This window comes from Mycolicibacterium agri, from assembly GCF_002553505.1.
GTDB lineage: Bacteria > Actinomycetota > Actinomycetes > Mycobacteriales > Mycobacteriaceae > Mycobacterium > Mycobacterium agri.
Genome location: NZ_PDCP01000032.1, coordinates 48173 through 70391, shown reverse-complemented (window position 1 = coordinate 70391; position 22219 = coordinate 48173). Strand labels below are relative to the sequence as shown.

The window sequence follows — 22219 nt, the reverse complement described above, 5'->3', positions numbered from 1 at the left end:
ACCCCCGAGTTACCGCCCGACACCCGCTGGCATCCGGTGAGCGCGCTGCCGCCGATGGCGTTCGACCATGGGCTGATGGTGGAGAACGCGCGCACCCGTCTGGTCGCGAAGATGTCGTACACGAACATCGGATTTGCCTTGGCGCCTAGGGAATTCGCGCTTTCAACGCTGCGCGACATCTACTGCGCGGCGCTGGGCTATCAGGTCGACGCCACGAACCTGCAGCGGGTGCTGGCCCGTCGCGGAGTCATCGTCCCGACGGGCACCACCGCGCGGTCGGGCCGCAGCGGAGGGCGCCCGGCGGCGTTGTATCGCTTCACGGAGTCGGCTTACCGCGTCACCGACGAGTTCGCCGCCCTGCGCCCGCCCGGTTAGCCTTCGACGCGGCGACTGGATTCTTAAAGCTTTCTTAAGTAAGAATGTGCGGATGGACTTGGGCAGTGCCGTACCCGTCACCGGCGCCGAATGGATCGGCACCGTCCCGCACGAGGAACTTCAGCGCGGTGTGCGGCCGAAGGTGCCCGCCAAGGATCCCTTCTACGTCCCTCCGCAGGGCTTTCAGCACGCCGCGCCCGGCACCGTGCTGCGCAGCCGCGACGTCGAGGTGGCCTTTCTCGGGCTGATCCCGCAGAAGTTCACCGCCACCCAGCTGCTGTATCGCACCACCGACATGAACGGTGAGCCGGAGGCCACGGTCACCACGGTGATCAGGCCCACCGAGCGGGTGCCCGGGCAGGTATGCCCGGTGCTGTCCTACCAGTGCGCCATCGACGCCGTGACGTCACGCTGCTTCCCGTCCTACGCGCTGCGCCGATACGCGCACGCCACCGGGGCGCTCGCGCAGTTCGAGTTCTTTCTCATCGCCGCGGCCCTCGCCGAGGGCTGGGCGGTCTCGGTGCCCGACCACGAGGGCGCCAAGGGCATCTGGGGCACGCCCTACGAGCCGGGCTACCGCATCCTCGACGGCCTGCGCGCCGCGCTCGGCACGGAGCGGCTCAAGCTGTCCGCGGACGCGCCGATCGGCTTGTGGGGCTACTCCGGCGGCGGTCTGGCGACGGCCTGGGCGGCCGAACTGGCCGGCTCCTACGCCCCAGAGCTCAACATCGTCGGCGCCGTGCTCGGCTCCCCGGTCGCCGACCTGGGCCATGCGTTCCGCCGCCTCAACGGCAGCCTGTACGCGGGGCTGCCCGCGATGGTGGTGGCCGCGCTGTCGCATGTGTATCCGGACCTGGACCGAGTGATCCAGGAGCACGCCACCGAGACGGGCAAGGCGATGCTGAAGCGCGTCGAGAAGATGACCACCGCACATGCCGTGCTGCGGCTGATCGGCATGGACATGGGCAAGCTCGTCGACCGGCCACTCGACGAGATCCTCGATCTGCCCGAGGTGCAGCACGTGTTCGAGAGCATCAGGCTCGGCACCGCCGTGCCGACACCGCCGGTGCTGCTCGTGCAGGCCGTGCATGACCGCATCGTGTCGGTCGACGACATCGACGAGCTGGCGGAGAACTATCAGTCCGGCGGCGCGGCGGTCACCTATCACCGCGATCTGTTCAGCGAACACATGTTGCTGCACCCGATGTCCTCACCGATGGCGTTGCGCTGGCTCAGCGACCGGTTCGCAGGAAAACCGTTGAGCGAGCACCTGGTTCGGACCAAGTGGCCGACGCTGCTGAACCCGGTGACCTACGCGGGGATGACCCGGTTGTTGCGTATAGCGGCGAAAGTCGTCACGGGGCGGACGGTAGAGCGCCGTCCACTGTGACCGGTTCGGGCGCCACCGGTTCCACCGGGGGCCAGCCACCGAGGTCGTCGCGAGCGGTCGACACCGCGATCAGCGCGTACACCAGGGCCGCCATCGCCGCGGGGAACAGGAGCGTCGTCGCGATGAGCAACGGGCTGTGCGCGAAGAACACCGGCGGCGCCTCCGTCACGTAGTGCACGCGGTGCTCGGGTGAGATGGGTGCGCCCGCGATGTCGATGACGTCGTAGCGCCCCCGCACGATCAGCGCCCCGACACCCGCGGCCGCGCCCGCGGCGGCTGCGGAACCGATCGCCAGCGCAGCGGCCAGCACCGGGCCGCGATGAGCCCGCCACTGCCACACCAGGACCGCGGCCACGACGGCCATCGCCACCACCATGCCGACGAGCAGGAATGCCGAGGTGAAGAAGTTGTCGGCCTCGTTGCCGAGGTAGGCGTGCACCCGGTCGCCGCTTCTGCTCAGCGCGATCACGCCGTGAATCGGCGGCGCGATCCATGCCCACAACGCCCCGACGAATGCGCCGGCAAGCGCCAGCCCCACCACCACGGTGACGGCGGCTCGTTCACGCGAGATCCGCGGTGGTGCAACCCCATTCATCGCTTGTCCTCAAGGTCCTTCGAGTCCTGTACGCCGTGCCGTGAGCACTTGGCCGACCACCCGTCGGGACGCACCTGCACGACCATCCGCCTGCCGCACTCGGCGCAGAACCGCGGCGGCTCGAGCCCCAGCTGAGCCGCGGTTGGCACGTCGCCGCCTGCGGGTTCGCCAGTGTAGACGTTGAACTTGGCGGTCCCCATTGCAGCAAGCACCGCTAGATGGTGGCGTTGAGGGCCTTGATCGGCATCTGAAGGTCGTCGAGCAGTTCCAGATCGGCTTCGGCCGGACGGCCCAGCGTCGTGAGGTAGTTGCCGACGATGACGGCGTTGATGCCGCCCAGGATGCCCTGCTTGGCGCCGAGGTCGCCGAGCGTGATCTCGCGGCCGCCCGCGAACCGCAGCATCGTGCGGGGCAGCGCCAGCCGGAACGCCGCGACGGCCTTGAGCGCCTCCGACGCGGGCAGCACGTCCAGATCGCCGAACGGCGTGCCGGGGCGCGGGTTGAGAAAGTTCAGCGGAACCTCGTGCGGCTGCAGCTCGGCGAGGTTGGCCGCGAACTCGGCGCGCTGCTCGAGCGTCTCGCCCATGCCGAGGATGCCGCCGCAGCAGACCTCCATGCCGGCGTCGCGGACCATCAGCAGCGTGTCCCAGCGCTCTACCCAAGTGTGCGTGGTGACCACCTGCGGGAAGAACGACCTGGCTGTCTCGAGGTTGTGGTTGTAGCGGTGCACCCCCATCGCCGAGAGTTGCTCGACCTGCTCCTGGGTCAGCATGCCGAGCGAGCAGGCGATCTGGATGTCGACCTCGTTGCGGATCGCCTCGATGCCCGCGGCCACCTGGGCCAGCAGACGCTCGTCGGGTCCGCGCACGGCGGCGACGATGCAGAATTCGGTCGCGCCGGTCTTCGCCGTCTGCTTGGCGGCCTCCACCAGGCTGGGGATGTCGAGCCACGCGCTGCGCACCGGCGACGCGAAAAGCCCTGACTGTGAACAGAAGTGGCAGTCCTCCGGGCAGCCGCCGGTCTTCAGGCTGATGATGCCCTCGACCTCGACCTCCGGGCCGCACCACCGCATCCGGACCTCGTGCGCCAACGCCAGCAGCTCGTCGAGGCGGTCATCGGGCAGCTGCAGCACGGCCAGCACCTGATCCTGCGTCAGGCCCTCGCCGCGCTCGAGTACCTGCTCGCGGGCCTCGGTCAGGATGTCAGTCAAGGGGACTCCTTTGCGCATACTTGAACACCGTTCAGGTTATGGTAGCGACGTGCAACTGCACAAACGCGACCTGGTCGATGCGGCGACGGCGATCCTGGACAACTACGGCATCGCCGACTTGACGATGCGCAGGCTCGCCCGCGAGCTGAACGTCTCCCCCGGCGCCCTGTACTGGCATTTCGCCAACAAGCAGGAGTTGCTCGGCGCGGTCGCCGACCGCATCCTCCAGCCCGTCGCCGACGAACCCGGGGATTGGCGCGACCGCATCGTCGGGGTCTGCACGCGGCTGCGGGACGCGCTGCTGTCGCACACCGACGGCGCCGAGTTGGTCTCGGCCAGTTTCGCGGCGGGTCAGTCGGAGGCGATGACGCGCATCGTGGCCGGGCTGAGCTCAGCCGCTGCGGATGCAGGAGTGGCGGCCGGCCACGCCGAGTTGGCCGCCCGCACCGTGGTCTACTACGTGCTCGGGTTCACCGCCGACGAGCAGTCCCGGCTGCAGTGGGACGCCGCGGGCGCCGAACTGCCCGACGAACAGTCGGCGTTGACCGACGACGCTGGCGAGCGATTCGGCTTCGGACTCGACCTGCTCATCAACGGCATCGGCGCCACCGAAACGCTCAGCGCAGCGGCTGCATACTCGCCACGATCGCGTCGTTGAACTTGGTCGGCCACTGCTGGTAGATCGCGATATCGTCCTCCGGCAGCAGCCAGGCCGCGCGGACTTGCGGATTGATACCTTCTTGCGGGCAGTTCGCCTGCCACACCCGGTATTCGGCGATGCGGTCGCCCATCTTCCGAAAGCCCGTGCCGTCACCGGTTTTCGCCGTGACGTCTTCGATGCTGGCGGCCGGATACGGCGGATCACCGTGGTGATAGCAGCCCGTCTCGATCGGGGGCTTCAGATCCTCGATCGTGCCCTCGAATGCGACGTCGAACCGCAGCGGAAGGTCGCTGCTGCCGCCGGCCGGATAGCCGAGGAAGCCCCGCGTCGCCGGAGCCTCGCTGTCCTCCAGGATTGCCCACTGTTCGGGCAGCTCCGCCCGCAGAACTTCGACGCCGCCGGTGAGCTTCGGATCCGGGATGATCACCGTTCGCGTGGGCCCGCCCGGATAGGTATCGAGATCCGGCACGGCCCCCGCAACACCGGGTTGAGTCCCCCACAACGCGACCGCTGCCGCGGCGCCGATCGAACTGGTCAGTCTGACGAAAACACCCCCTGCAGACATACGGGTCACGATAAATCGATCTGTCTGACAAATCGAGAGGGCTTTAGGGTACGAATGTGATCACCGTCGATGACGTGCGGCGCATCACCGCGACGCTGCCGCGGTCATACGAGGTCGTCGTGCGCGATCAGGTCAAGTTCCGCGTCGGGCGGATCGTGTTTGTCGCGTTCTCACGCGACGAGACGGTGATGGGCGTCGCCTTCCCGAAAGAGGAGCGGGCGGCAATGGTGGCCGCCGAGCCGGAGAAGTTCATGCTGCCACGCCAATCGGACATGCGTTACAACTGGATCCACGTTCGCGCCGACGCGATCGACGTCGACGAACTGCGCGAACTGGTGGTCGACGGATGGCGCATGTGCGTGCCGAAAAGCGTTGCGGCAAGCATCGATTGAGCTACTTCACGCCAGGATCGGGTGCTCGATGCGCTTGTTTCCGTCCCAGTGCCGAATCCCGACGGCCGTGCATCGTCGATCACGCGACATCCGGCGCAGCGACAGCGCATCGGCTAACTTGTTCGGCGGCAACCTCCGCGCAAGCGTGACATGCGGCGTCCACCTGCCCGGATCGGCGTTCGGCATCGGGCCTGGCGACATATGGGGCAGAGCCGCTTCGTGCACCTTGGCTTGCAGCGCAAGAAGTTCGGCCGACGGAATCAGCAGCCGCACCAGGACGAACGGGCCGCGGCCGAACACCATGGGGGCGCCCAGTGTGCACGCCAAGGGCAGCGCACCGAGCAGCGGCCGAAGCGCGTCGCCGACCGCGTCGTCCATGTGCTCGGCGACCGCCAGCGTCACGTGCGGTCGATTGCTCGGCGATTGCGAGGCGGCCAGGCTGCGAATGCCCGCGTCGCTCAGGTCATCCCAGAGTCGCCGCACCGCCGACTCGGTCTCGGAGTCGAAAAGCAACTCGATGCTGTGCACCATGTCAACCCACCAACGACGCGACCCACCTCGGGTCGAACGCGGCCTTACTCATTGATTCGAATGCCAACCGGTCTAGGGCCGCCGCGCCGTCGGGCAGCACCGCGCGCAGCGGCGCCATCGCCGACAACACGTCGCGGTTGTCGGTCTCGGCAATGCCCGGTGCATCGGGCCACGCACCGACGACCAGGCCCGCGCACCGAACATCGCGCGCGGCAAGGGCTTCCAGCGTCAGCGCGGTGTGGTTCAAGGTGCCGAGACCGGCCCTTGCCACCACCAGCACCGGCGCGGCCAGGTCGGCCGCCACATCGCGCAGCGTGGTTCCGCCATCGCCGATTTCGACGAGCAGACCACCCGCGCCTTCCACCAGGGTCAGCTGCCCGGGCCGATCCACTTCGGCGACCATCGCCGTCAAGGCGTCGCGGGTCGGCAGTCGCGTCCCGGCTCGCTGTGCGGCGGCCACGGGCGCCAGCGGCTCGGGAAGCCTTGCCAAGCCATGTAATTCGGCGACACCGGACAGCCTTCCGATCTCGGCGAGGTCGTCGTCGCCGTGCGCGGTGCCGGTCTGCACCGGCTTGCACACCGCGACCTTGCGCCCGGCCAGCCGGGCGTGGCAGGCCAGCGCCGCGGTCGCCACCGTCTTCCCGACGCCGGTGTCGGTGCCCGTGACGACCAGAACGCTCATGTGCGCGCTGTCGACAGCACTTCCGAGAGCACCGCGCGCGCCAGGGTCATCTCGTCCTCAGACAGCGACGCCCGTGCCGTCAACCGCAGCCGTGACGTACCCGCAGGCACCGTCGGCGGCCGGAAGCACCCCACCCGCACCCCGCTGTCCAGGCACGCCGCCGCTGCTGCCAGCGCCACTTCGGGCTCCCCGAGAACGACGGAAACGACTGCGGATTCCGGCTTTTCGGCGACATCGCACACGCTGGCCAATTCCGCGGCATAAGCCAGCACGTCGCGGGCCCGCCACGGTTCGGCCTGCAACACCCGCAGCGCCGCCCACGCCCCGCCGACCGCGGCAGGCGCCAGGCCCGTGTCGAAGATGAACGGCCGCGCGGCATCGATCAGATGGTCGCGCACGGCAACGGGCCCGAGCACCGCGCCGCCCTGGCTGCCCAACGCCTTCGACATCGTCACCGTCATCACCACGTCGGGCGCACCGGCCAGTCCGGCCTCCTCGAGCAGGCCGCGGCCGCCGGCGCCCCGCACGCCGAACCCGTGCGCCTCGTCGACGATCAGCAGCGCGCCGTGCCTGCGGCAGACGTCGTGCAGTTGGCGCAGCGGCGCGAGGTCGCCGTCGGCGCTGAACACCGACTCGGTGATCACCACCGCACGCTGCTCCTCGCGCGAGGCGAGTTCCCGTTCGACGGCGGCCACGTCGCAGTGCGGCGTCACGGCCACCCGGGCCCGCGACAACCGGCACGCGTCGATCAGCGAGGCGTGGGTCAGTGCGTCCGACACCAGAAGCGTGCCCGGGCCCGACAGGGCGACCACCGCGCCGAGGTTGGCGGTGTATCCCGAGGAGAACACCAGCGCGGACTCGGCACCGACGAAGTCGGCGAGCGCGGACTCGAAGGCCTCATGCAGTTCGGTGTTGCCGGTCACCAGCCGTGAACCCGACGATCCGGCGCCCCACGTGCGCAGCGCTTCGACGCCGCCTTCGATGACGTCGGGGTGCTGCGACAGGCCGAGGTAGTCGTTGGACGCCAGGTCGAGTTCGGCGCCCACCGGCGGGCGTGGCCGCAGCGACCGGCGCAGCCCGGCGGCGCGCCGCTCCCGCTCGACGTCGTCGAGCCAGGCCAGCGGCGATGCCTCTACCCGCGTCATAGTGCTCCCTAGGCTAGCGCCAATTGAACACCGTTCAGGTTAGTGCACGGGCGACGGTGACCATAGCGGAGGTGATCGAGTCGATCTCCTCGGGCGTGCAGATATAGGGCGGCATGGCGTACACCAGGTTGCGGAACGGCCGCAGCCAGATGCCTTGCTCGAGCGCGACCCTGGTCGCCACAGGAACGTCGACGGGCCGGGCCATCTCGATGACGCCGATGCCGCCGAGCACCCGCACATCGGCCACGCCGGCAAGGTCCCGGGCGGGTTGGAGGCCGGCGCGTAGGCCCGCCTCGATCTGGCGCACCCGCGCGCGCCAGTCCTGGCCGAGCAGCAGTTCGGTCGAGGCCACCGCCACCGAGCACGCCAGCGCATTGGCCATGAACGTCGGTCCGTGCATCAGCGCGCCGGGATCGTGGGTGCTGATCGTGTGGGCGATCTCGCTGCTGCACAGCGTGGCCGCCAGGGTGATGTAGCCGCCGGTGAGCGCCTTGCCGACGCACATGATGTCCGGGCTGACGCCGACGTGGTCGGCGGCGAACAGCTCACCGGTGCGGCCGAAGCCGGTGGCGATCTCGTCGAAGATGAGCAGCACGCCGTGGCGGTTGCAGATGTCGCGCAGGTCGGTCAGGTATCGCGGGTCGTGGAACCGCATGCCGCCCGCCCCCTGAACGACGGGTTCGACGATGACGGCGGCGAGCTCGTCGGCGTGCTCGGTGAGCTTTTTCTCGAACGCCGCGCTGTAGCCGCCGTCGTATGCGGCGGGCACCTGCGGGGCGAAGACCTGCTTGGCCAACACGTCGGTCCACAGCGAGTGCATCCCGCCTTCGGGGTCGCACACGCTCATCGGCGTGAAGGTGTCGCCGTGATAGCCGCCGCGCCACGTCATCAGCCGGTGCTTGGCGGGCCGGCCGAGGCTGCGCCAGTACTGCAGCGCCATCTTCACCGCGACCTCCACCGAGACCGAGCCCGAGTCGCTGAAGAAGACGGTGTCCAGACCGGCGGGCGTGATCTCCACCAGAAGCTGGGCCAGCCGCGCGGCCGGCTCATGGGTCAAGCCGCCGAACATGACGTGGTTCATCCGCGACAGCTGAGAGGCGATGGCGTAGTCCAGTGATGGATGGCCATGGCCGTGAATGGCGGTCCACCATGAACTCATCGCGTCGAGCACATCGACACGCCGACCCTCGTTGATCACCGTGAGCCGGGCGCCGCTTGCTCCCACGGCCACCACCGGCGCCATCGCCTCGGCACCGATCGTGCTGTAGGGATGCCAGACGTGGGCGGCATCGATGGCGCTGATCTCGGCTGGCGTCAACGCGGGCATGGGCACCGAGCCTAATCCCTCGGCGGTGAGTCCCTTTGCTGCAAGAACACCGTGCGGTATGTATGACATGAGCCGCACAGTGATCTTCGGTAGATTGTCCCGCGACCATGATGACCCTCGCCCCTCCCCGGCCGGCGGTGGGCACCGCAGGTGAGCCTGTTTCAGGATTGTCTGCGTCCGACCGCAAGTCTGGCTTCTACCGCCACGATCTGGATGGCCTCCGCGGTATCGCCATCGCGCTCGTCGCGGCCTTTCACATCTGGTTCGGTCGCGTCTCAGGGGGCGTCGACGTCTTTCTGGCTTTGTCGGGCTTCTTCTTCGGGGGCCGCCTGCTGCGCACCGCGCTGACGCCGGGCGCCTCCCTGTGGCCGGTTCCCGAAGTGATGCGGTTGGTCCGCCGACTGCTGCCCGCGCTGGTGGTGGTGCTGGCCGCGGCGGCCGTGCTGACCATCCTGGTGCAGCCGGAAACGCGCTGGGAGACGTTTGCCGACCAGAGCCTGGCCAGCCTCGGCTACTTCCAGAACTGGGAACTGGCCAACACCGCGGCGGACTATCTTCGCGCCGGCGAAACAGTCAGCCCGCTGCAGCACATCTGGTCGATGTCGGTCCAAGGACAGTTCTACATCGCGTTTCTCGCGTTGATCTTCGGATTCGCGCTGCTGTTCCGTCGCGTCCTCGGCCGGTACATGCGCGCGTCGCTCGTCGTGCTGCTGTGCGGGCTGACCATTGCGTCGTTCGTCTACGCGATCTTTGCTCACAACGCCGACCAGGCGACGGCCTACTACAACAGCTTCGCGCGCGGCTGGGAGTTGCTGCTCGGCGCGCTGGTCGGTGCGGCGGTCGGCTTCATCCGCTGGCCGATGTGGCTGCGCACGACGGTCGCGGTGGCCGCGCTCGCCGCGATTCTATCCTGCGGCGCGCTCATCGACGGCGTCAAGGAATTCCCGGGACCGTGGGCGCTGGTACCCGTCGGCGCCACCATGCTGTTCATCCTGACGGGCGCCAACCGCTTCGCCGACCCGCACACCCGCGGCAAGCTGCCGCTGCCGAACCGGCTGCTGGCGACCAAGCCGTTCGTGTGGCTGGGTTCGATCGCCTACTCCCTGTATCTGTGGCACTGGCCGCTGCTCATCTTCTGGCTCGTCTACGCCGACCGCCACAGCGCCGGTTTCCTCGACGGGGCGGGCGTGCTGGCAGTGTCCATCGTGCTGGCGTATCTGACCACCCGCTACGTCGAGAACCCGCTGCGGTATCGCAGCGCCCCCCTCGACATCGGCCCGTCGGTGAAGATGCCGCTGCGCACCCGGCTGCGCAGGCCGACGGTGCGGCTGGGGGCCGTGGTGGCCGTGCTAGGTGTGGCGCTGACCGCGACGTCATTCGGCTGGCGCGAGCACATCCTGCTGCAGAGCGCCAACGCGGAGAACCTGACCGCGCTGCAGTCGCTGGACTATCCCGGCGCGCACGTGCTGCTCGACAACGCGCCCGTGCCTGACGCCCCGATGCGGCCCACAGTGCTGGAGGCCAAGGAGGACCTTCCCGAAACCACGGTGGACGGCTGCATCAGTGACTTCGACAATGTCGGCGTCATCAACTGCGCCTACGGCGACGAATCGGCGTCCCGCGTCATCGCGCTGGCCGGCGGATCGCACGCCGAGCATTGGATCACCGCATTGGATCTGCTGGGCAAGATGTACCACTTCAAGGTGGTCACCTATCTGAAGATGGGCTGCCCGCTGACCACCGAGGAAGTGCCGCTGGTGATGGGCGACAACCGGCCCTACCCGAAGTGTCACACCTGGAACGAGCGGGTGATGAAGAAGATCATCGCCGATCGCCCCGATTACGTGTTCACCACCGCCACCCGGCCCTGGAACATCAAGGCGGGCGATGTCATGCCGGGCACCTATGTCGGGATCTGGGAAACGTTGTCGGCCAACAATATTCCGGTCCTGGCCATGCGCGACACGCCATGGCTGGTGCGCAGGGGCAAGCCGTTCTTCCCGGCGGACTGCCTGGCCGACGGCGGCAACGCGATCTCATGCGGCATCAGACGTCGCGATGTGCTCTCCGACACCAACCCCACGCTGGCATGGCTGAATCGCTTCCCGCTGCTGAAGCCGCTGGACATGAGCGATGCCGTGTGCCGCACGGACGTGTGCCGTGCCGTCGAGGGAAATGTCCTGATATATCACGACTCTCACCACATATCGAAGACGTACATGCGCACCATGACCGGCGAACTCGGCCGCCAAATCGGCATCGCCACGCACTGGTGGTGACAGTCGAGCGACGAACCATGAGCGCCGATAAGGTCAAATGATGTCGATCACGACGGTGTGGCCCGGTTCGCCGTATCCGCTCGGCGCCACCTACGACGGCGCGGGCACCAACTTCTCGCTGTTCTCCGAGGTCGCCGAGAAGGTCGAACTCTGCCTGATCGCCAAGGACGGCAGCGAGGAACGCATCAACATCGAAGAGGTCGACGGCTTCGTCTGGCATGCGTACCTGCCGACGGTGACGCCGGGCCAGCGCTACGGCTACCGGGTCCACGGGCCGTGGGATCCCTCGGCCGGGCAGCGATGCGATCCGAGCAAGCTGCTGCTCGACCCCTACGGCAAGTCCTTCCACGGCGACTTCGAGTTCACCCAGGCGCTGTTCTCCTACGACCTGGAGGCGGCCAAGAAGGATCCGGCCGACACCGGCGTTCCGCCGATGATCGACTCGCTCGGCCACACCATGACCAGCGTCGTCATCAACCCGTACTTCGACTGGGGCACCGACCGCGCCCCGCGCACTCCGTACCACGAGACCGTCATCTACGAGGCCCACGTCAAGGGCATGACCCAGACGCATCCAGCCGTCCCCGAGGACCAGCGCGGCACCTACGCGGGCCTGACGCACCCGGCCATCATCGAGCACCTCAAGTCGCTCAACGTCACCGCGATCGAACTGATGCCGGTGCACCAGTTCATGCACGACCACCGACTCCTCGAACTCGGTTTGCGAAACTACTGGGGCTACAACACTTTCGGGTTCTTCGCACCGCACCACCAGTACTCGTCGAACCGGCACGCGGGCGGGGCGGTCGCCGAGTTCAAGACCATGGTGCGGACATTCCACGAGGCGGGTATCGAAGTCATCCTCGACGTCGTCTACAACCACACCGCCGAAGGCAACCACCTCGGCCCGACGATCAACTTCCGCGGCATCGACAACGCCGCCTACTACCGCCTGCTCGACACCGACCTGCGGTTCTACAAGGACTTCACCGGCACCGGCAACAGCCTCAACGCGCGGCACCCGCACACGCTGCAGCTGATCATGGACTCGCTGCGCTACTGGGTCCTGGAGATGCACGTCGACGGGTTCCGGTTCGACCTGGCCGCGACGCTGGCTCGCGAGTTCTACGACGTCAACCGGCTGAGCGCGTTCTTCGACCTGGTTCAGCAGGACCCGGTGGTCAGCCAGGTCAAGTTGATCGCCGAGCCGTGGGACATCGGCGAAGGCGGCTATCAGGTCGGCAACTTCCCAGGTTTGTGGACCGAGTGGAACGGGAAGTATCGCGACACTGTGCGTGATTACTGGCGGGGAGGACCCGCGACCCTCGGCGAATTCGCCTCCCGGCTGACCGGCTCGTCGGACCTCTATGAGGCCACCGGCCGGCGGCCCAGCGCGAGCATCAACTTCGTGACCTGCCACGACGGCTTCACGCTGAACGACCTCGTGTCCTACAACGAGAAACACAACGAGGCCAATGGCGAGGACAACCGCGACGGCGAGAGCCACAACCGGTCCTGGAACTGCGGTGTCGAGGGGCCGACCGACGACCCGGACATCCTGGCGCTGCGGGCCAAGCAGATGCGCAACATCATGGGCACGCTGATGCTGTCGCAGGGCACTCCGATGCTGTCGCACGGCGACGAGATCGGGCGCACCCAGCTGGGCAACAACAACGTCTACTGCCAGGACTCGGAGCTGTCCTGGATGGACTGGACGCTGTGCGAGAAGAACGCCGACCAGTTGGCGTTCACCCGCAAGGTCACCGAGTTGCGCAAGAACCACCCGGTGTTTCGTCGCCGCCGGTTCTTCGAGGGGAAACCGATCCGCTCCGGCGACCAGGTCCGCGACATCGCCTGGCTGACGCCCGCCGGCATCGAGATGACACCCGAGGACTGGAACACCGGCCTGGGTAAGTGTGTGGCGGTGTTCCTCAACGGCGAGGCCATCCCGACGCCCGACGCCCGCGGCCAGCGCGTCGTCGATGACTCCTTCCTGCTGTGCTTCAACGCGCACGACCACGTCCAGGACTTCGTCACACCGCGCGACGATTACGCCAGGGAGTGGACCGCCGACCTCGACACTGCCGACCCGAGGGGCGAAACCGACCTCGTCGTCGCCGCGGGCGAGAAGATCTCGCTGCAGCCCCGTTCCCTGCTGGTGCTGCGAAAGACCGCCTGACACATGCCTTTACCCGTACTGTCGACCTATCGACTGCAGATGCGCGGCGACTGCTTCACGTTCGCCGACGCCGAGAAGCTACTTCCCTACCTGGCCGACCTCGGGGTCTCACACCTCTACCTGTCGCCGATCCTGACGGCGGTGCGCGGTTCCACGCACGGCTATGACGTCACCGATCCCACAGCGGTGTCGCCAGATTTGGGCGGCGCCGAGGGGCTGGCCCAGCTGTCGGCGGCGGCCCGCGACCTCGGCATGGGTCTGATCGTCGACATCGTCCCCAACCACGTCGGTGTCGACCAGCCCGAGCAGAACCCGTGGTGGTGGGACGTCCTCAAACACGGCCGCGACTCGGCCTACGCGTCGTACTTCGACATCGACTGGGATCTGGACGGCGGCCGAATCGTGTTGCCGGTCCTCGGATCCGACGACGACGTCGACGACCTCGTGGTCGACGGCAGCGGGGCCGAACCGGTGTTGCGGCTCGGCGACCTCGCCTATCCCGTCGCGCCGGGAACGGGGTCGGGCACCGGCCGCGACGTGCACGACCGGCAGCACTACCGGCTGATCGGCTGGCGCAACGGCGTCTGCGGATATCGGCGGTTCTTCTCGATCACGTCGCTGGCCGGCCTGCGACAGGAGGACCGCGCGGTGTTCGACGCTACCCACGTCGAGGTGAAGCGCTGGTTCGACGAGGGCCTTGTCGACGGCGTGCGCATCGACCACCCCGACGGGTTGTCCGACCCGGCGGGCTATCTGACGTGGCTGCGCGAGATCACCGGGCCCGACGCCTGGATCGTGATCGAGAAGATCCTCGCCGTCGACGAACCGCTCGACCCGACCCTGCCGGTCGCGGGCACCACCGGCTACGACGCGCTGCGCGAAATCGGCGGCGTGTTCATCGACCAGAGCGGTGCGGGCCCGCTCACCGAACTCGTCAACTCGAGCGGCACCGACTACCACGCGATGCCCGAGCTGGCCCGCAGCCTCAAGGTGCATGCCGTCACCGACACGCTGGCCAGCGAGCTGAAGCGGCTGTGCCGAACCGTCACCGCCGCAACGGGTTTCGACGATCCACGGCTGCCTGACGCGGTGGGTGCGCTGCTGAGCCGGGTCAAGGTGTACCGGTCGGACTACCTCAACCTGTCCTCGGTGCTGCCGGTCGCGCTGGCGGAGACCGTCGCCGAGCAGCCGGACCTGGCCGAACCGCTGGCGGTGGTGTCCACCGCGGTGGCGAAGGACCGCGCCGCCGGTGTTCGTCTGCAGCAGTTGTGCGGCGCCGCGACCGCGAAGTCCATGGAGGACTGCCTGTTCTACCGCGACGCCCGGCTGGTGTCGCTGAACGAGGTCGGCGGCGAGCCTGACCGCTTCGGAGTGAGCGTGGCGGAGTTCCACCAGCGGGCCGCCGTGCGCGCGGCGCTGTGGCCGCAGGCGATGACGGCGCTGAGCACACACGACACCAAACGCGGTGAGGACGTCCGCGCGCGGATCGGGGTGCTGTCCCAGGTTCCGTCGCTGTGGGCCGAGTTCGTCGACGCATGGGAGAAGCGCACCCCGTCCCCGGACCCGATGACGGGAATATTCCTGTGGCAGAACATCTTCGGCGTATGGCCGCTCGACGGCAAGGTCACCGACGAGCTGCGCTCGCGGCTGCATGCCTACGCCGAGAAGGCGATACGGGAAGCCGCCGTGCACACCACGTGGAATGAGCCCGACAGCGACTTCGAATCCGCCGTCCACAGCTGGATCGACACGCTGATCGACGGCCCGATCGCCACCGAATTGACCTCGCTGGTGGGTCGGCTCGACGAACACGCCCGCAACGACAGCCTCGGCCAGAAGCTCATCGCGCTGACCGCGCCCGGGGTTCCCGACATCTACCAGGGCACCGAACTGGCCGACGACAGCCTTGTCGACCCGGACAACCGTCGGCCGGTGGACTATCAGGCCCGCCGTGACGCCCTGACCGCGGGACGAGAGCCCAAGATGCGCGCCGTGGCGGCCGCGCTGCGGCTGCGTCGGGAGAAGCCGGACACGTTTATCGCGGGCGGCCACACGCCCGTCCTCCCCGAAGGCCCTGCGGCCGAGCATGTCGTGGCGTTCGCTCGCGGTTCGGATGTGCTGACCGCGGCGACGCGCCACTCGGTCCGGCTGGCCGAAACGGGTTGGGGCGACACTCTGTTGACGCTGCCCTCTGGAACCTGGACAGACCGCATCTCCGGTGCGCAGTTCAGCGGGCGGGTGCCGGCCGCCGAACTGTTCGCCGAACTTCCCGTCGCCCTGCTGGAGCGTGTCCATGACTGAGTTCAAGGTGTGGGCGCCGCGACCGCAGAAAGTGCGGTTGGACGTCGACGGCACGGTGTATCCGATGACCCGATCCGACGACGGGTGGTGGAGCGCCGACGTCGACGCGCGCCCCGATGCCCGGTATGGCTTCATCCTCGACGACGACGCGAAGGCGCTGCCCGACCCACGCTCGCCGCGCCAGCCCGATGGCGTGCATGAGCGCTCCCAGCTGTGGCAGCCTGACCCTGGCGCATGGACCGACGACGACTGGCCCGGCCGGTCGATCGAAGGGCGCGCCATCTATGAACTCCATGTCGGCACGTTCACGCCGGAGGGGACGTTCGACTCGGCGATCGAAAAGCTGGACTACCTCGTCGATCTCGGCATCGACTTCGTCGAGCTGATGCCCGTCAACGCCTTCGGCGGCACGCACGGGTGGGGCTATGACGGCGTGCTCTGGTACGCCGTACACGAGCCCTACGGTGGGCCTGACGGGTTGGTGCGGCTCATCGACGCGTGTCACCGCCGCGGCCTCGGCGTGCTGATCGACGCGGTGTTCAACCACCTCGGCCCGTCAGGCAACTACCTGCCGAAGTTCGGGCCCTATCTGTCGACGGGCAGCAACCCGTGGGGCGAGTCGATCAACATTGCCGACGCGGACGCCGACGAGGTGCGCCGCTACATCATCGACTGCGCGCTGCGATGGATGCGCGACTTCCACGCAGACGGGCTGCGCCTTGATGCGGTGCATGCGCTCGTCGACACCACCGCGATTCACATACTCGAAGAGCTGGCCACCGAAACCGACGCGCTGGCGCAGCAATTGGGGCGGCCGCTGTCGTTGATCGCCGAAAGCGACAAGAATGACCCGCGTCTGATCACACCGCGTGACCGCGGCGGCTACGGGATGACCGCGCAGTGGGACGACGACATCCATCACGCGATTCACGCCGCGGTGTCGGGCGAACGTCAAGGCTACTACGACGATTTCGGATCGCTGGAGGCGTTGGCGAACACCCTCAAACACGGCTACTACCACGCGGGCACCTACTCGTCGTTTCGGCACCGGCGCCACGGCAGGCCGCTGGACACCGCGACCATCCCGGCCACCCGGCTGCTGGCCTACACGCTGACCCACGACCAGGTCGGCAACCGCGCCGTCGGCGACCGCCCGTCGCAGAACCTGACTTTCGGGCAGCTGGCGGTGAAGGCCGCGCTCGCGCTCGGATCGCCTTACACGGCAATGCTGTTCATGGGCGAAGAGTGGGGATCGTCGAGTCCGTTCCAGTTCTTCAGCAGCCATCCCGAGCCCGAACTGGCCAGGGCGACAGCCGAGGGCCGCAAGCGGGAATTCGCCGAACACGGTTGGGACGCCGACGCAATCCCCGATCCGCAGGATCCCGAGACGTTTCTGCGGTCGAAGCTGAACTGGGGCGAACTCGACGACGGAGACCACGCGCGGCTGCTGCGCACCTACCGCGAGCTGCTGGCGTTGCGGCGCAACGAGCCCGACATGGCCGACCCGTGGCTGGACCACCTGAAGATCGACTACGACGAGGAACAGCGCTGGATCGTCATGCACCGCGGGGCGCTGGCGATCGCCTGCAATCTCAACGCCGACGAGGTGACCGTGCCGGTGAGCGGCGAGGTCGTGCTGGCGTGGGGCGAGCCGGTCGTGTCCGGAGACGCGACGCGGCTGGAGGGGCATTCTTTCGCGATTCTGCGCGCAGTCAACTCCTGATCCACAGCGGGGCCGCGGCTGTGGATGAGTGACAACGGGCCCGCCCCTTCTGCGTCGATGATTCGTGGATGACTCATCAAGAGCTGCTTCCGATTCCACCCATTGAGACGGCGACGGATCCCGTGTACTCGCCCGCCGATCTGCGGCAGCGCTGGCGGGCGCTGATGGAGCCGCTCGGTTTTGCCGAACGTCTGCTCTGGGTCGGCTTCATCGGAGCCGACCGGCGGCTTTACAAGACGATGACGCAGATCCCGATGCCGGCACGGCCCCGGAAGGACTACGTCACCGACGTCGTCATCCGTCTGTACTGGGTTTTGTACAAATTCGAACCGGGCACCACCGCGGCCCTCTTGCTGACACGACCCGGCGTCGGCGGAATCTCGAAGCTGGACCGACAATGGGCAGCCATGTTGACAGACGTTGCCGCCGAGCGAGAGCTTGCGCTGGCGCCGCTCTTTCGGGCCAACGACGAATGCATCGTCGAACTCAAACCGGCGCCGCCGGATCAGAGCAGATAGCGATACGCCGGCGAGTCGGGTTCGAGCTTTTCGACGTGAATGTCGGATGCCTTCATCCGCTCGAGCAGGCCGTCCAGATCGGCGGCCGAACCCAGCTCGATGCCCACCAACGCCTCGCCGGTCTCGCGGTTGTTGCGTTTGACGTACTCGAACAGCGTGATGTCGTCATTCGGGCCGAGAACGGTGTCGAGGAAGCGGCGCAACGCGCCGGGTTCCTGCGGAAAGTCAACCAGGAAATAGTGTTTCAGCCCGAGGTGCACCAGCGAGCGTTCGAGGATCTCCCCGTACCGCGACACGTCGTTGTTCCCGCCGGAGATCAGGCACACCACCGTCGACCCCGGTTCGATGTCGGCCTCCAGCAACGCGGTCACCGACAGAGCGCCCGCCGGCTCGGCAATGATGCCCTCGTTCTGGTACAGGTCGAGCATCGCGGTGCACACCGCGCCCTCGTCGACCGTCGTGATCGACACCATGTCCCCCGCCGCGGCCAGCGCCGCGTAGGTCAGGTCGCCGGCGCGATTTACGGCGGCGCCGTCGACGAACTGATCGACGTGGTCCAGCGTGACCGGCTGACCGGCGGCCAGCGCCGCGATCATCGCTGCGGCTCCGGCCGGTTCGACGCCGAGCACCGACGTGCGGGTCGTCCGCTCGGCCAGATAGGTGGTGATGCCCGCGATGCAGCCACCGCCGCCGACCGGGACGATCACCAGGTCCGGCTCGTCGTCGAGTTGGTCGAGCAGTTCGACCGCGATGGTGCCCTGTCCGGCCATCGTGCGAACGTCGTCATAGGGCGGGACCAGGGTGGCGCCGGTGCGGGCGACGTCCTCGAGCGCGGCGGCGGCGGCCTCGTCGTAGGTCTTGCCGACGGGGATCAGCTCGATGAACTCGCGGCCGTGGTAGCGGATGCGGTCACGCTTCTGCTTGGGCGTCTTGGCCGGGACGTAGACGCGGCCGTGAATGCCCATCGAGCGGCACGCCATCGCGAAGCCCTGGGCGTGGTTGCCCGCCGACGAGCACACCACCCCTGCGGCGATCTCGGCCTGCGACAGCTGCCGCAGCAGGTTGTTGGCCCCGCGCAGCTTGTACGAGCGCACGGACTGGAGGTCTTCACGCTTCAGGTAGACCGTCGCCCCGGTGGCCTGCGACAGCCGCTCGCTGAACTCCAGCGGCGTCTGCGTCACCACGTCGGAAATTCGCTGAGCCGCGGCTTCGATGTCCGCCGCGGTCAGCGGCGGTGACGTGCGAGTGGGCCGGCTCAGTTCAGTGGTCACCGATCAATGGTGCCATCTGCGCGTTTTCCCGCCAAAACGGATTAGCTGACGGGCGTCAACACGAAGACCGGGATTTCACGGTCGGTCTTCTTCTGGTACTCGGCGTAGTCGGGCCAGACCTCGACGGCGCGTTTCCACCAGGTCGCCTTCTCGTCGCCGAAGACCTCGCGGGCGATGTATTCGCGGGTGGTGTCACCATCGCGCAGTTCGACGCGCGGGTTCTTCTTGACGTTGTAGTACCACACCGGGTTCTTGGGCGCGCCGCCCAGCGAGGCCACGACTGCGTACTCGCCGTTGTGCTCGACCCGCATCAGCGGGGTCTTGCGCAGCTTGCCGGTCTTGGCGCCGATGGTGGTCAGCACGACGACTGGCTTGCCATTGAGCTCAGCGGCGGCGGCGCCGGTTTGCTCGATCTTCTCGACGTGCTCGCGTGCCCAGTCCGACGTGCTCGGTTCGTATTCCCCTGTAAGTGGCATGCCCACACAATAGGCCGACACGCTGGGAAACCGAGCGGCCGGATTCAGTGTTTCGGCTGGCCGAAACTTGGCTTACGAGCTATCGTGAAACTATGACGGTAAGGGACGAAGTGCTCATTGCGGGCGTGCCCTGGCCGGCGTACAAGCTGGTGGCGCTGCTCGTCGGCGCCGTGGTACTGCTCGGCGTCGGCATCGTCACCATGAGCGCGGCACCGGCCGTGCTGACCGGCGCCGCAGCCGCCACCGGCGCGTGGGTGGGCCTGCGCGCGAAGGTCGAGCGCCGCTAGCGCTCCAGGAGCCGACGCAGCCGGTCCAGGTCGGCGGCGACCGTCGCCGCGTCGGACTCGAACTCCTCTTCGCTCATGCCGGGGCGCTGGCGGACGCTGAACACCACTTCGCAGCGGGCCTGCTCCTCGCCGGCAGGCACCACCCGCATCGGGTTGTAGACGGCCTCGCCGTTCGGCAGCCGCACGACGTGGTCGAGCACCCCGTACTCATTCGGCGGCGCGAACTCGATCGTCACTTCACCCATCGGCGAATCGGCGACCCAGCCGTCGGCGGTCTTGCGTAGGTCGCCCGCCGCGAGTCCCGACGCCCATTTGGGCAACTGCTCGGGGTCGCCGGCCACGGCGTAGGCGATATCGGGCGCGACGTCGATCCACACGCTGACATGCCGTGAGTTCATGTCGCCGCTCCCGCCGCTGCCTTGGGCTCATGGACGCCGTCTCTGATCTCCTGGGCGTAGAGGTCCTCGATCTCGGCGGCGTACTTCTCGTGGATCGGCTTGCGTTTGAGCTTCATCGTCAGCGTGATCTCGTCGCCGCCGGGCTCCCAGAACGTCGGCAGCACCCGGAACCGCTTGATCTGCTCCACCTTCGCCAGTTTCGTGTTGCCCTCGGCGACGCCTGCGGCGATCTCGGCGATGACGTCCGGGTGGCTGGCCAGCGCTTCGGGCGAGGCATCGGCGAGTCCTCGCTGCGTGGCGTAGGGCACCGCGGACTCGGCGTCGAGGACGATCAGCGCCGTGTTGTACGGGCGGGCGTCGCCGACCACGAGCACGACGCCGATCAGCGGGCACGCGGCCTTGATGGTGTTCTCGATGTTGGCGGGCGACATGTTTTTGCCCGCGGCGTTGATGATGAGTTCCTTCTTGCGGTCGACCACCGTGAGATAGCCGTCTTCATCCATCTCGAGGATGTCGCCGGTGTGCAGCCAGCCGTCCTCGTCGATGGCCTCCGCCGTCTTCTGCGGCTCCTTGCGGTACCCCTTCATCACCAGCGGGCCGCGGATCAGGAACTCGCCGTCGTCGGCGATGCGGCACTCCATGCCGGGCACCAGCTTGCCGACCGTGCCCAGCTTCGCCTCAGACGGGTGGCTGACGGCGGCGATGCAGCTGAGTTCCGACATGCCCCACACCTCGGAGATCGAAATGCCAAGCCCGGCAAAGAAAGCCAGCGTCTCCTTCGGAATCGGCGCGGCGCCCGACACCGCATGTCTGGTCTGGTCCAGGCCGATCTTCTCGCGGACCTTCGACAGCACCAGTTCGTCGGCCTGCACCCATTCCGCGGCGACGTCGTCGGGCACGGGTCCGCCGGCGAGCAGGGCGTCGGCTTTCTTGGCGGCCACCGACAGCCCCCACTGCAGGCCCATCCGCTTGGTCTCGTCAGGCTCGTTGGCGGCGGCGAATTCTATTGCGGCCTTGAGCTTTTCCCACACCCGTGGCACGGCGCCCCAAATCGTCGGGCGGACATCGGGCAGCGCTGCGGCGATCGCGCGGGGGTCGGCGACCGTGGTGATCTGCGTGCCGAAGACCTCCTGCAGGTACAGCGCACCCATCCGGTCGGCGATGTGGGCGGACGGCAGAAACGACGTGCTGCGGTCACCGAACCGCACGCCGAGCACGTCGTCGATGGCGTGCGCCTGAAACAGCAGATTGGCGTGCGTGGTCTCGACGCCTTTGGGGTTGCCGGTCGTTCCGGATGTGTAGATCAGCGTCGCTACGTCGTCGGGTTGCACAGCCCGCCAAGAGGATTCGAAATCGAAGTCGTCGACGCCAGCGGCAATGAGGTCGTCGACGCTCAGTGTGCCCTTCGGTGTTCCGTCGAGGCACACGATGTGCTCGATTTCGGCGCCGCTGGCGCGGATCCGGTCCACGTACTGCGCCTCGCAGATCACCACCTTGGTGTCGGCGTTGTCGAACACGTACACCAGCTGCTCGGCGGGCAGCGTGTTGTAGACGGAGAACGAGGTGGCGCCGACGTGCTGGGCGCCCACCTCGAGCGGATAGAACTCGACGCGGTTGGCCATCATCAGCGACACCGTGTCGCCGCGACGCACGCCGAGGCCGGCCAGCCCGGCCGCGACCCGCCGGACCTGCTCGGCGTACTCGCGCCAGGTCAGGGTCTGGGTGTCGCCGGGTGTGCGCAGCGCGATCGCATCCGGGTCGATCGCGGCGGTGCGTTGGAAGGCCTCGCACAGCGTGGCGGGCAGATCGGAGGTGCTCATGATGACAACTTAGAGACTCACCCTGTGAGGGTGGGCCGTTCTCGTAAGCTCAACGCGCTGAACGTCTTGGGGCCGATCGTTCAGCCAGGAAGCA

Annotated in this window: 22 protein-coding genes; 10 read left to right on the top strand and 12 right to left on the bottom strand. The window is 67.7% G+C overall.

Annotated elements, in window-relative coordinates:
• A partial coding sequence (locus CQY20_RS18275; protein ID WP_420093242.1) for an NUDIX hydrolase occupies nucleotides 1-375 on the top strand: 375 nt, incomplete at its 5' end.
• Nucleotides 376-427: 52 nt separating this feature from the next.
• Nucleotides 428-1765, top strand: a complete 1338-nt coding sequence (locus CQY20_RS18270) for a lipase family protein (protein ID WP_097941496.1) — start codon at nucleotides 428-430, stop codon at nucleotides 1763-1765.
• Here CQY20_RS18270 and CQY20_RS18265 read toward each other — a convergent pair.
• The 3 genes from CQY20_RS18265 to bioB are packed head-to-tail and all read right to left on the bottom strand — an operon-like array spanning nucleotide 1731 to nucleotide 3570.
• Nucleotides 1731-2360, bottom strand: coding sequence for a DUF2567 domain-containing protein (locus CQY20_RS18265; protein WP_097941495.1), 630 nt, complete (start codon nucleotides 2358-2360; stop codon nucleotides 1731-1733). The two genes, CQY20_RS18270 and CQY20_RS18265, sit on opposite strands and share 35 nt — an antisense overlap.
• A complete protein-coding gene (gene bsaP / locus CQY20_RS18260) occupies nucleotides 2357-2560 on the bottom strand; it encodes a biotin synthase auxiliary protein BsaP (RefSeq protein WP_097941494.1) in 204 nt (67 codons plus the stop codon). The genes CQY20_RS18265 and bsaP overlap by 4 nt, the downstream gene beginning before the upstream one ends.
• 14 nt (nucleotides 2561-2574) lie before the next feature.
• A complete protein-coding gene (gene bioB, locus CQY20_RS18255) occupies nucleotides 2575-3570 on the bottom strand; it encodes a biotin synthase BioB (RefSeq protein ID WP_097941493.1) in 996 nt (331 codons plus the stop codon).
• Between the two features lie 49 nt (nucleotides 3571-3619).
• Between bioB and CQY20_RS18250 the strand changes: the two genes are divergently transcribed.
• Nucleotides 3620-4228 carry a TetR/AcrR family transcriptional regulator C-terminal domain-containing protein gene (locus CQY20_RS18250; protein WP_097941492.1) on the top strand — a complete coding sequence of 203 codons (609 nt, stop codon included), beginning with the start codon at nucleotides 3620-3622 and terminating at the stop codon, nucleotides 4226-4228.
• Here the strand turns inward: CQY20_RS18250 and CQY20_RS18245 are convergent.
• A complete protein-coding gene (locus CQY20_RS18245) occupies nucleotides 4188-4796 on the bottom strand; it encodes a hypothetical protein (protein WP_097941491.1) in 609 nt (202 codons plus the stop codon). The two genes, CQY20_RS18250 and CQY20_RS18245, sit on opposite strands and share 41 nt — an antisense overlap.
• Nucleotides 4797-4852: 56 nt before the next feature.
• On the opposite strand from CQY20_RS18245, the gene CQY20_RS18240 reads away from it, so the two are divergent.
• On the top strand, nucleotides 4853-5188 hold the full coding sequence (locus CQY20_RS18240) for an MmcQ/YjbR family DNA-binding protein (RefSeq protein ID WP_097941490.1): 336 nt from the start codon (nucleotides 4853-4855) through the stop codon (nucleotides 5186-5188).
• A 6-nt stretch (nucleotides 5189-5194) separates the two neighbouring features.
• Here the strand turns inward: CQY20_RS18240 and CQY20_RS18235 are convergent, their stop codons facing one another.
• From CQY20_RS18235 to CQY20_RS18220, 4 genes are read right to left on the bottom strand one after another with little or no spacing between them, the layout of a single operon-like run.
• The gene (locus CQY20_RS18235) at nucleotides 5195-5719 is read right to left on the bottom strand and encodes a 2'-5' RNA ligase family protein (RefSeq protein ID WP_097941489.1); all 525 of its coding nucleotides are present in this window, start codon (nucleotides 5717-5719) and stop codon (nucleotides 5195-5197) included.
• Between the two features lies 1 nt (nucleotide 5720).
• Nucleotides 5721-6401, bottom strand: a complete 681-nt coding sequence (gene bioD / locus CQY20_RS18230) for a dethiobiotin synthase (protein ID WP_097941488.1) — start codon at nucleotides 6399-6401, stop codon at nucleotides 5721-5723.
• Entirely contained in the window at nucleotides 6398-7546 is a 1149-nt protein-coding gene (locus CQY20_RS18225; protein ID WP_097941487.1) for an 8-amino-7-oxononanoate synthase, read from the bottom strand. Before CQY20_RS18225 ends, bioD begins: the two co-directional genes overlap by 4 nt.
• A gap of 34 nt (nucleotides 7547-7580) precedes the next feature.
• On the bottom strand, nucleotides 7581-8873 hold the full coding sequence (locus CQY20_RS18220) for an adenosylmethionine--8-amino-7-oxononanoate transaminase (RefSeq protein WP_097941486.1): 1293 nt from the start codon (nucleotides 8871-8873) through the stop codon (nucleotides 7581-7583).
• Between the two features lie 107 nt (nucleotides 8874-8980).
• On the opposite strand from CQY20_RS18220, the gene CQY20_RS18215 reads away from it, so the two are divergent.
• From CQY20_RS18215 to CQY20_RS18195, 5 genes are all read left to right on the top strand, one after another.
• Nucleotides 8981-11152 carry an acetyltransferase SucT gene (locus CQY20_RS18215; RefSeq protein ID WP_163700288.1) on the top strand — a complete coding sequence of 724 codons (2172 nt, stop codon included), beginning with the start codon at nucleotides 8981-8983 and terminating at the stop codon, nucleotides 11150-11152.
• Nucleotides 11153-11192: 40 nt separating this feature from the next.
• The gene (glgX, locus tag CQY20_RS18210; protein ID WP_234816302.1) at nucleotides 11193-13331 is read left to right on the top strand and encodes a glycogen debranching protein GlgX; all 2139 of its coding nucleotides are present in this window, start codon (nucleotides 11193-11195) and stop codon (nucleotides 13329-13331) included.
• A gap of 3 nt (nucleotides 13332-13334) precedes the next feature.
• Nucleotides 13335-15632 carry a malto-oligosyltrehalose synthase gene (gene treY / locus CQY20_RS18205; RefSeq protein ID WP_097941484.1) on the top strand — a complete coding sequence of 766 codons (2298 nt, stop codon included), beginning with the start codon at nucleotides 13335-13337 and terminating at the stop codon, nucleotides 15630-15632.
• Nucleotides 15625-17355, top strand: coding sequence for a malto-oligosyltrehalose trehalohydrolase (gene treZ, locus CQY20_RS18200; RefSeq protein ID WP_097941483.1), 1731 nt, complete (start codon nucleotides 15625-15627; stop codon nucleotides 17353-17355). Before treY ends, treZ begins: the two co-directional genes overlap by 8 nt.
• 68 nt (nucleotides 17356-17423) lie before the next feature.
• The gene (locus CQY20_RS18195) at nucleotides 17424-17873 is read left to right on the top strand and encodes a hypothetical protein (protein WP_097941482.1); all 450 of its coding nucleotides are present in this window, start codon (nucleotides 17424-17426) and stop codon (nucleotides 17871-17873) included.
• Here CQY20_RS18195 and ilvA read toward each other — a convergent pair.
• The gene (gene ilvA / locus CQY20_RS18190) at nucleotides 17861-19144 is read right to left on the bottom strand and encodes a threonine ammonia-lyase IlvA (protein WP_097941481.1); all 1284 of its coding nucleotides are present in this window, start codon (nucleotides 19142-19144) and stop codon (nucleotides 17861-17863) included. The genes CQY20_RS18195 and ilvA overlap by 13 nt on opposite strands.
• Before the next feature lie 41 nt (nucleotides 19145-19185).
• Nucleotides 19186-19620 carry a nitroreductase family deazaflavin-dependent oxidoreductase gene (locus CQY20_RS18185; RefSeq protein ID WP_097941480.1) on the bottom strand — a complete coding sequence of 145 codons (435 nt, stop codon included), beginning with the start codon at nucleotides 19618-19620 and terminating at the stop codon, nucleotides 19186-19188.
• A 92-nt stretch (nucleotides 19621-19712) separates the two neighbouring features.
• On the opposite strand from CQY20_RS18185, the gene CQY20_RS18180 reads away from it, so the two are divergent.
• The gene (locus CQY20_RS18180; protein WP_097941479.1) at nucleotides 19713-19907 is read left to right on the top strand and encodes a hypothetical protein; all 195 of its coding nucleotides are present in this window, start codon (nucleotides 19713-19715) and stop codon (nucleotides 19905-19907) included.
• Here CQY20_RS18180 and CQY20_RS18175 read toward each other — a convergent pair.
• Nucleotides 19904-20305, bottom strand: coding sequence for an SRPBCC family protein (locus CQY20_RS18175; protein WP_097941478.1), 402 nt, complete (start codon nucleotides 20303-20305; stop codon nucleotides 19904-19906). The two genes, CQY20_RS18180 and CQY20_RS18175, sit on opposite strands and share 4 nt — an antisense overlap.
• Entirely contained in the window at nucleotides 20302-22125 is a 1824-nt protein-coding gene (gene fadD11 / locus CQY20_RS18170) for a fatty acid--CoA ligase FadD11 (protein WP_097941477.1), read from the bottom strand. Before fadD11 ends, CQY20_RS18175 begins: the two co-directional genes overlap by 4 nt.
• Nucleotides 22126-22219 lie beyond the last annotated feature (94 nt).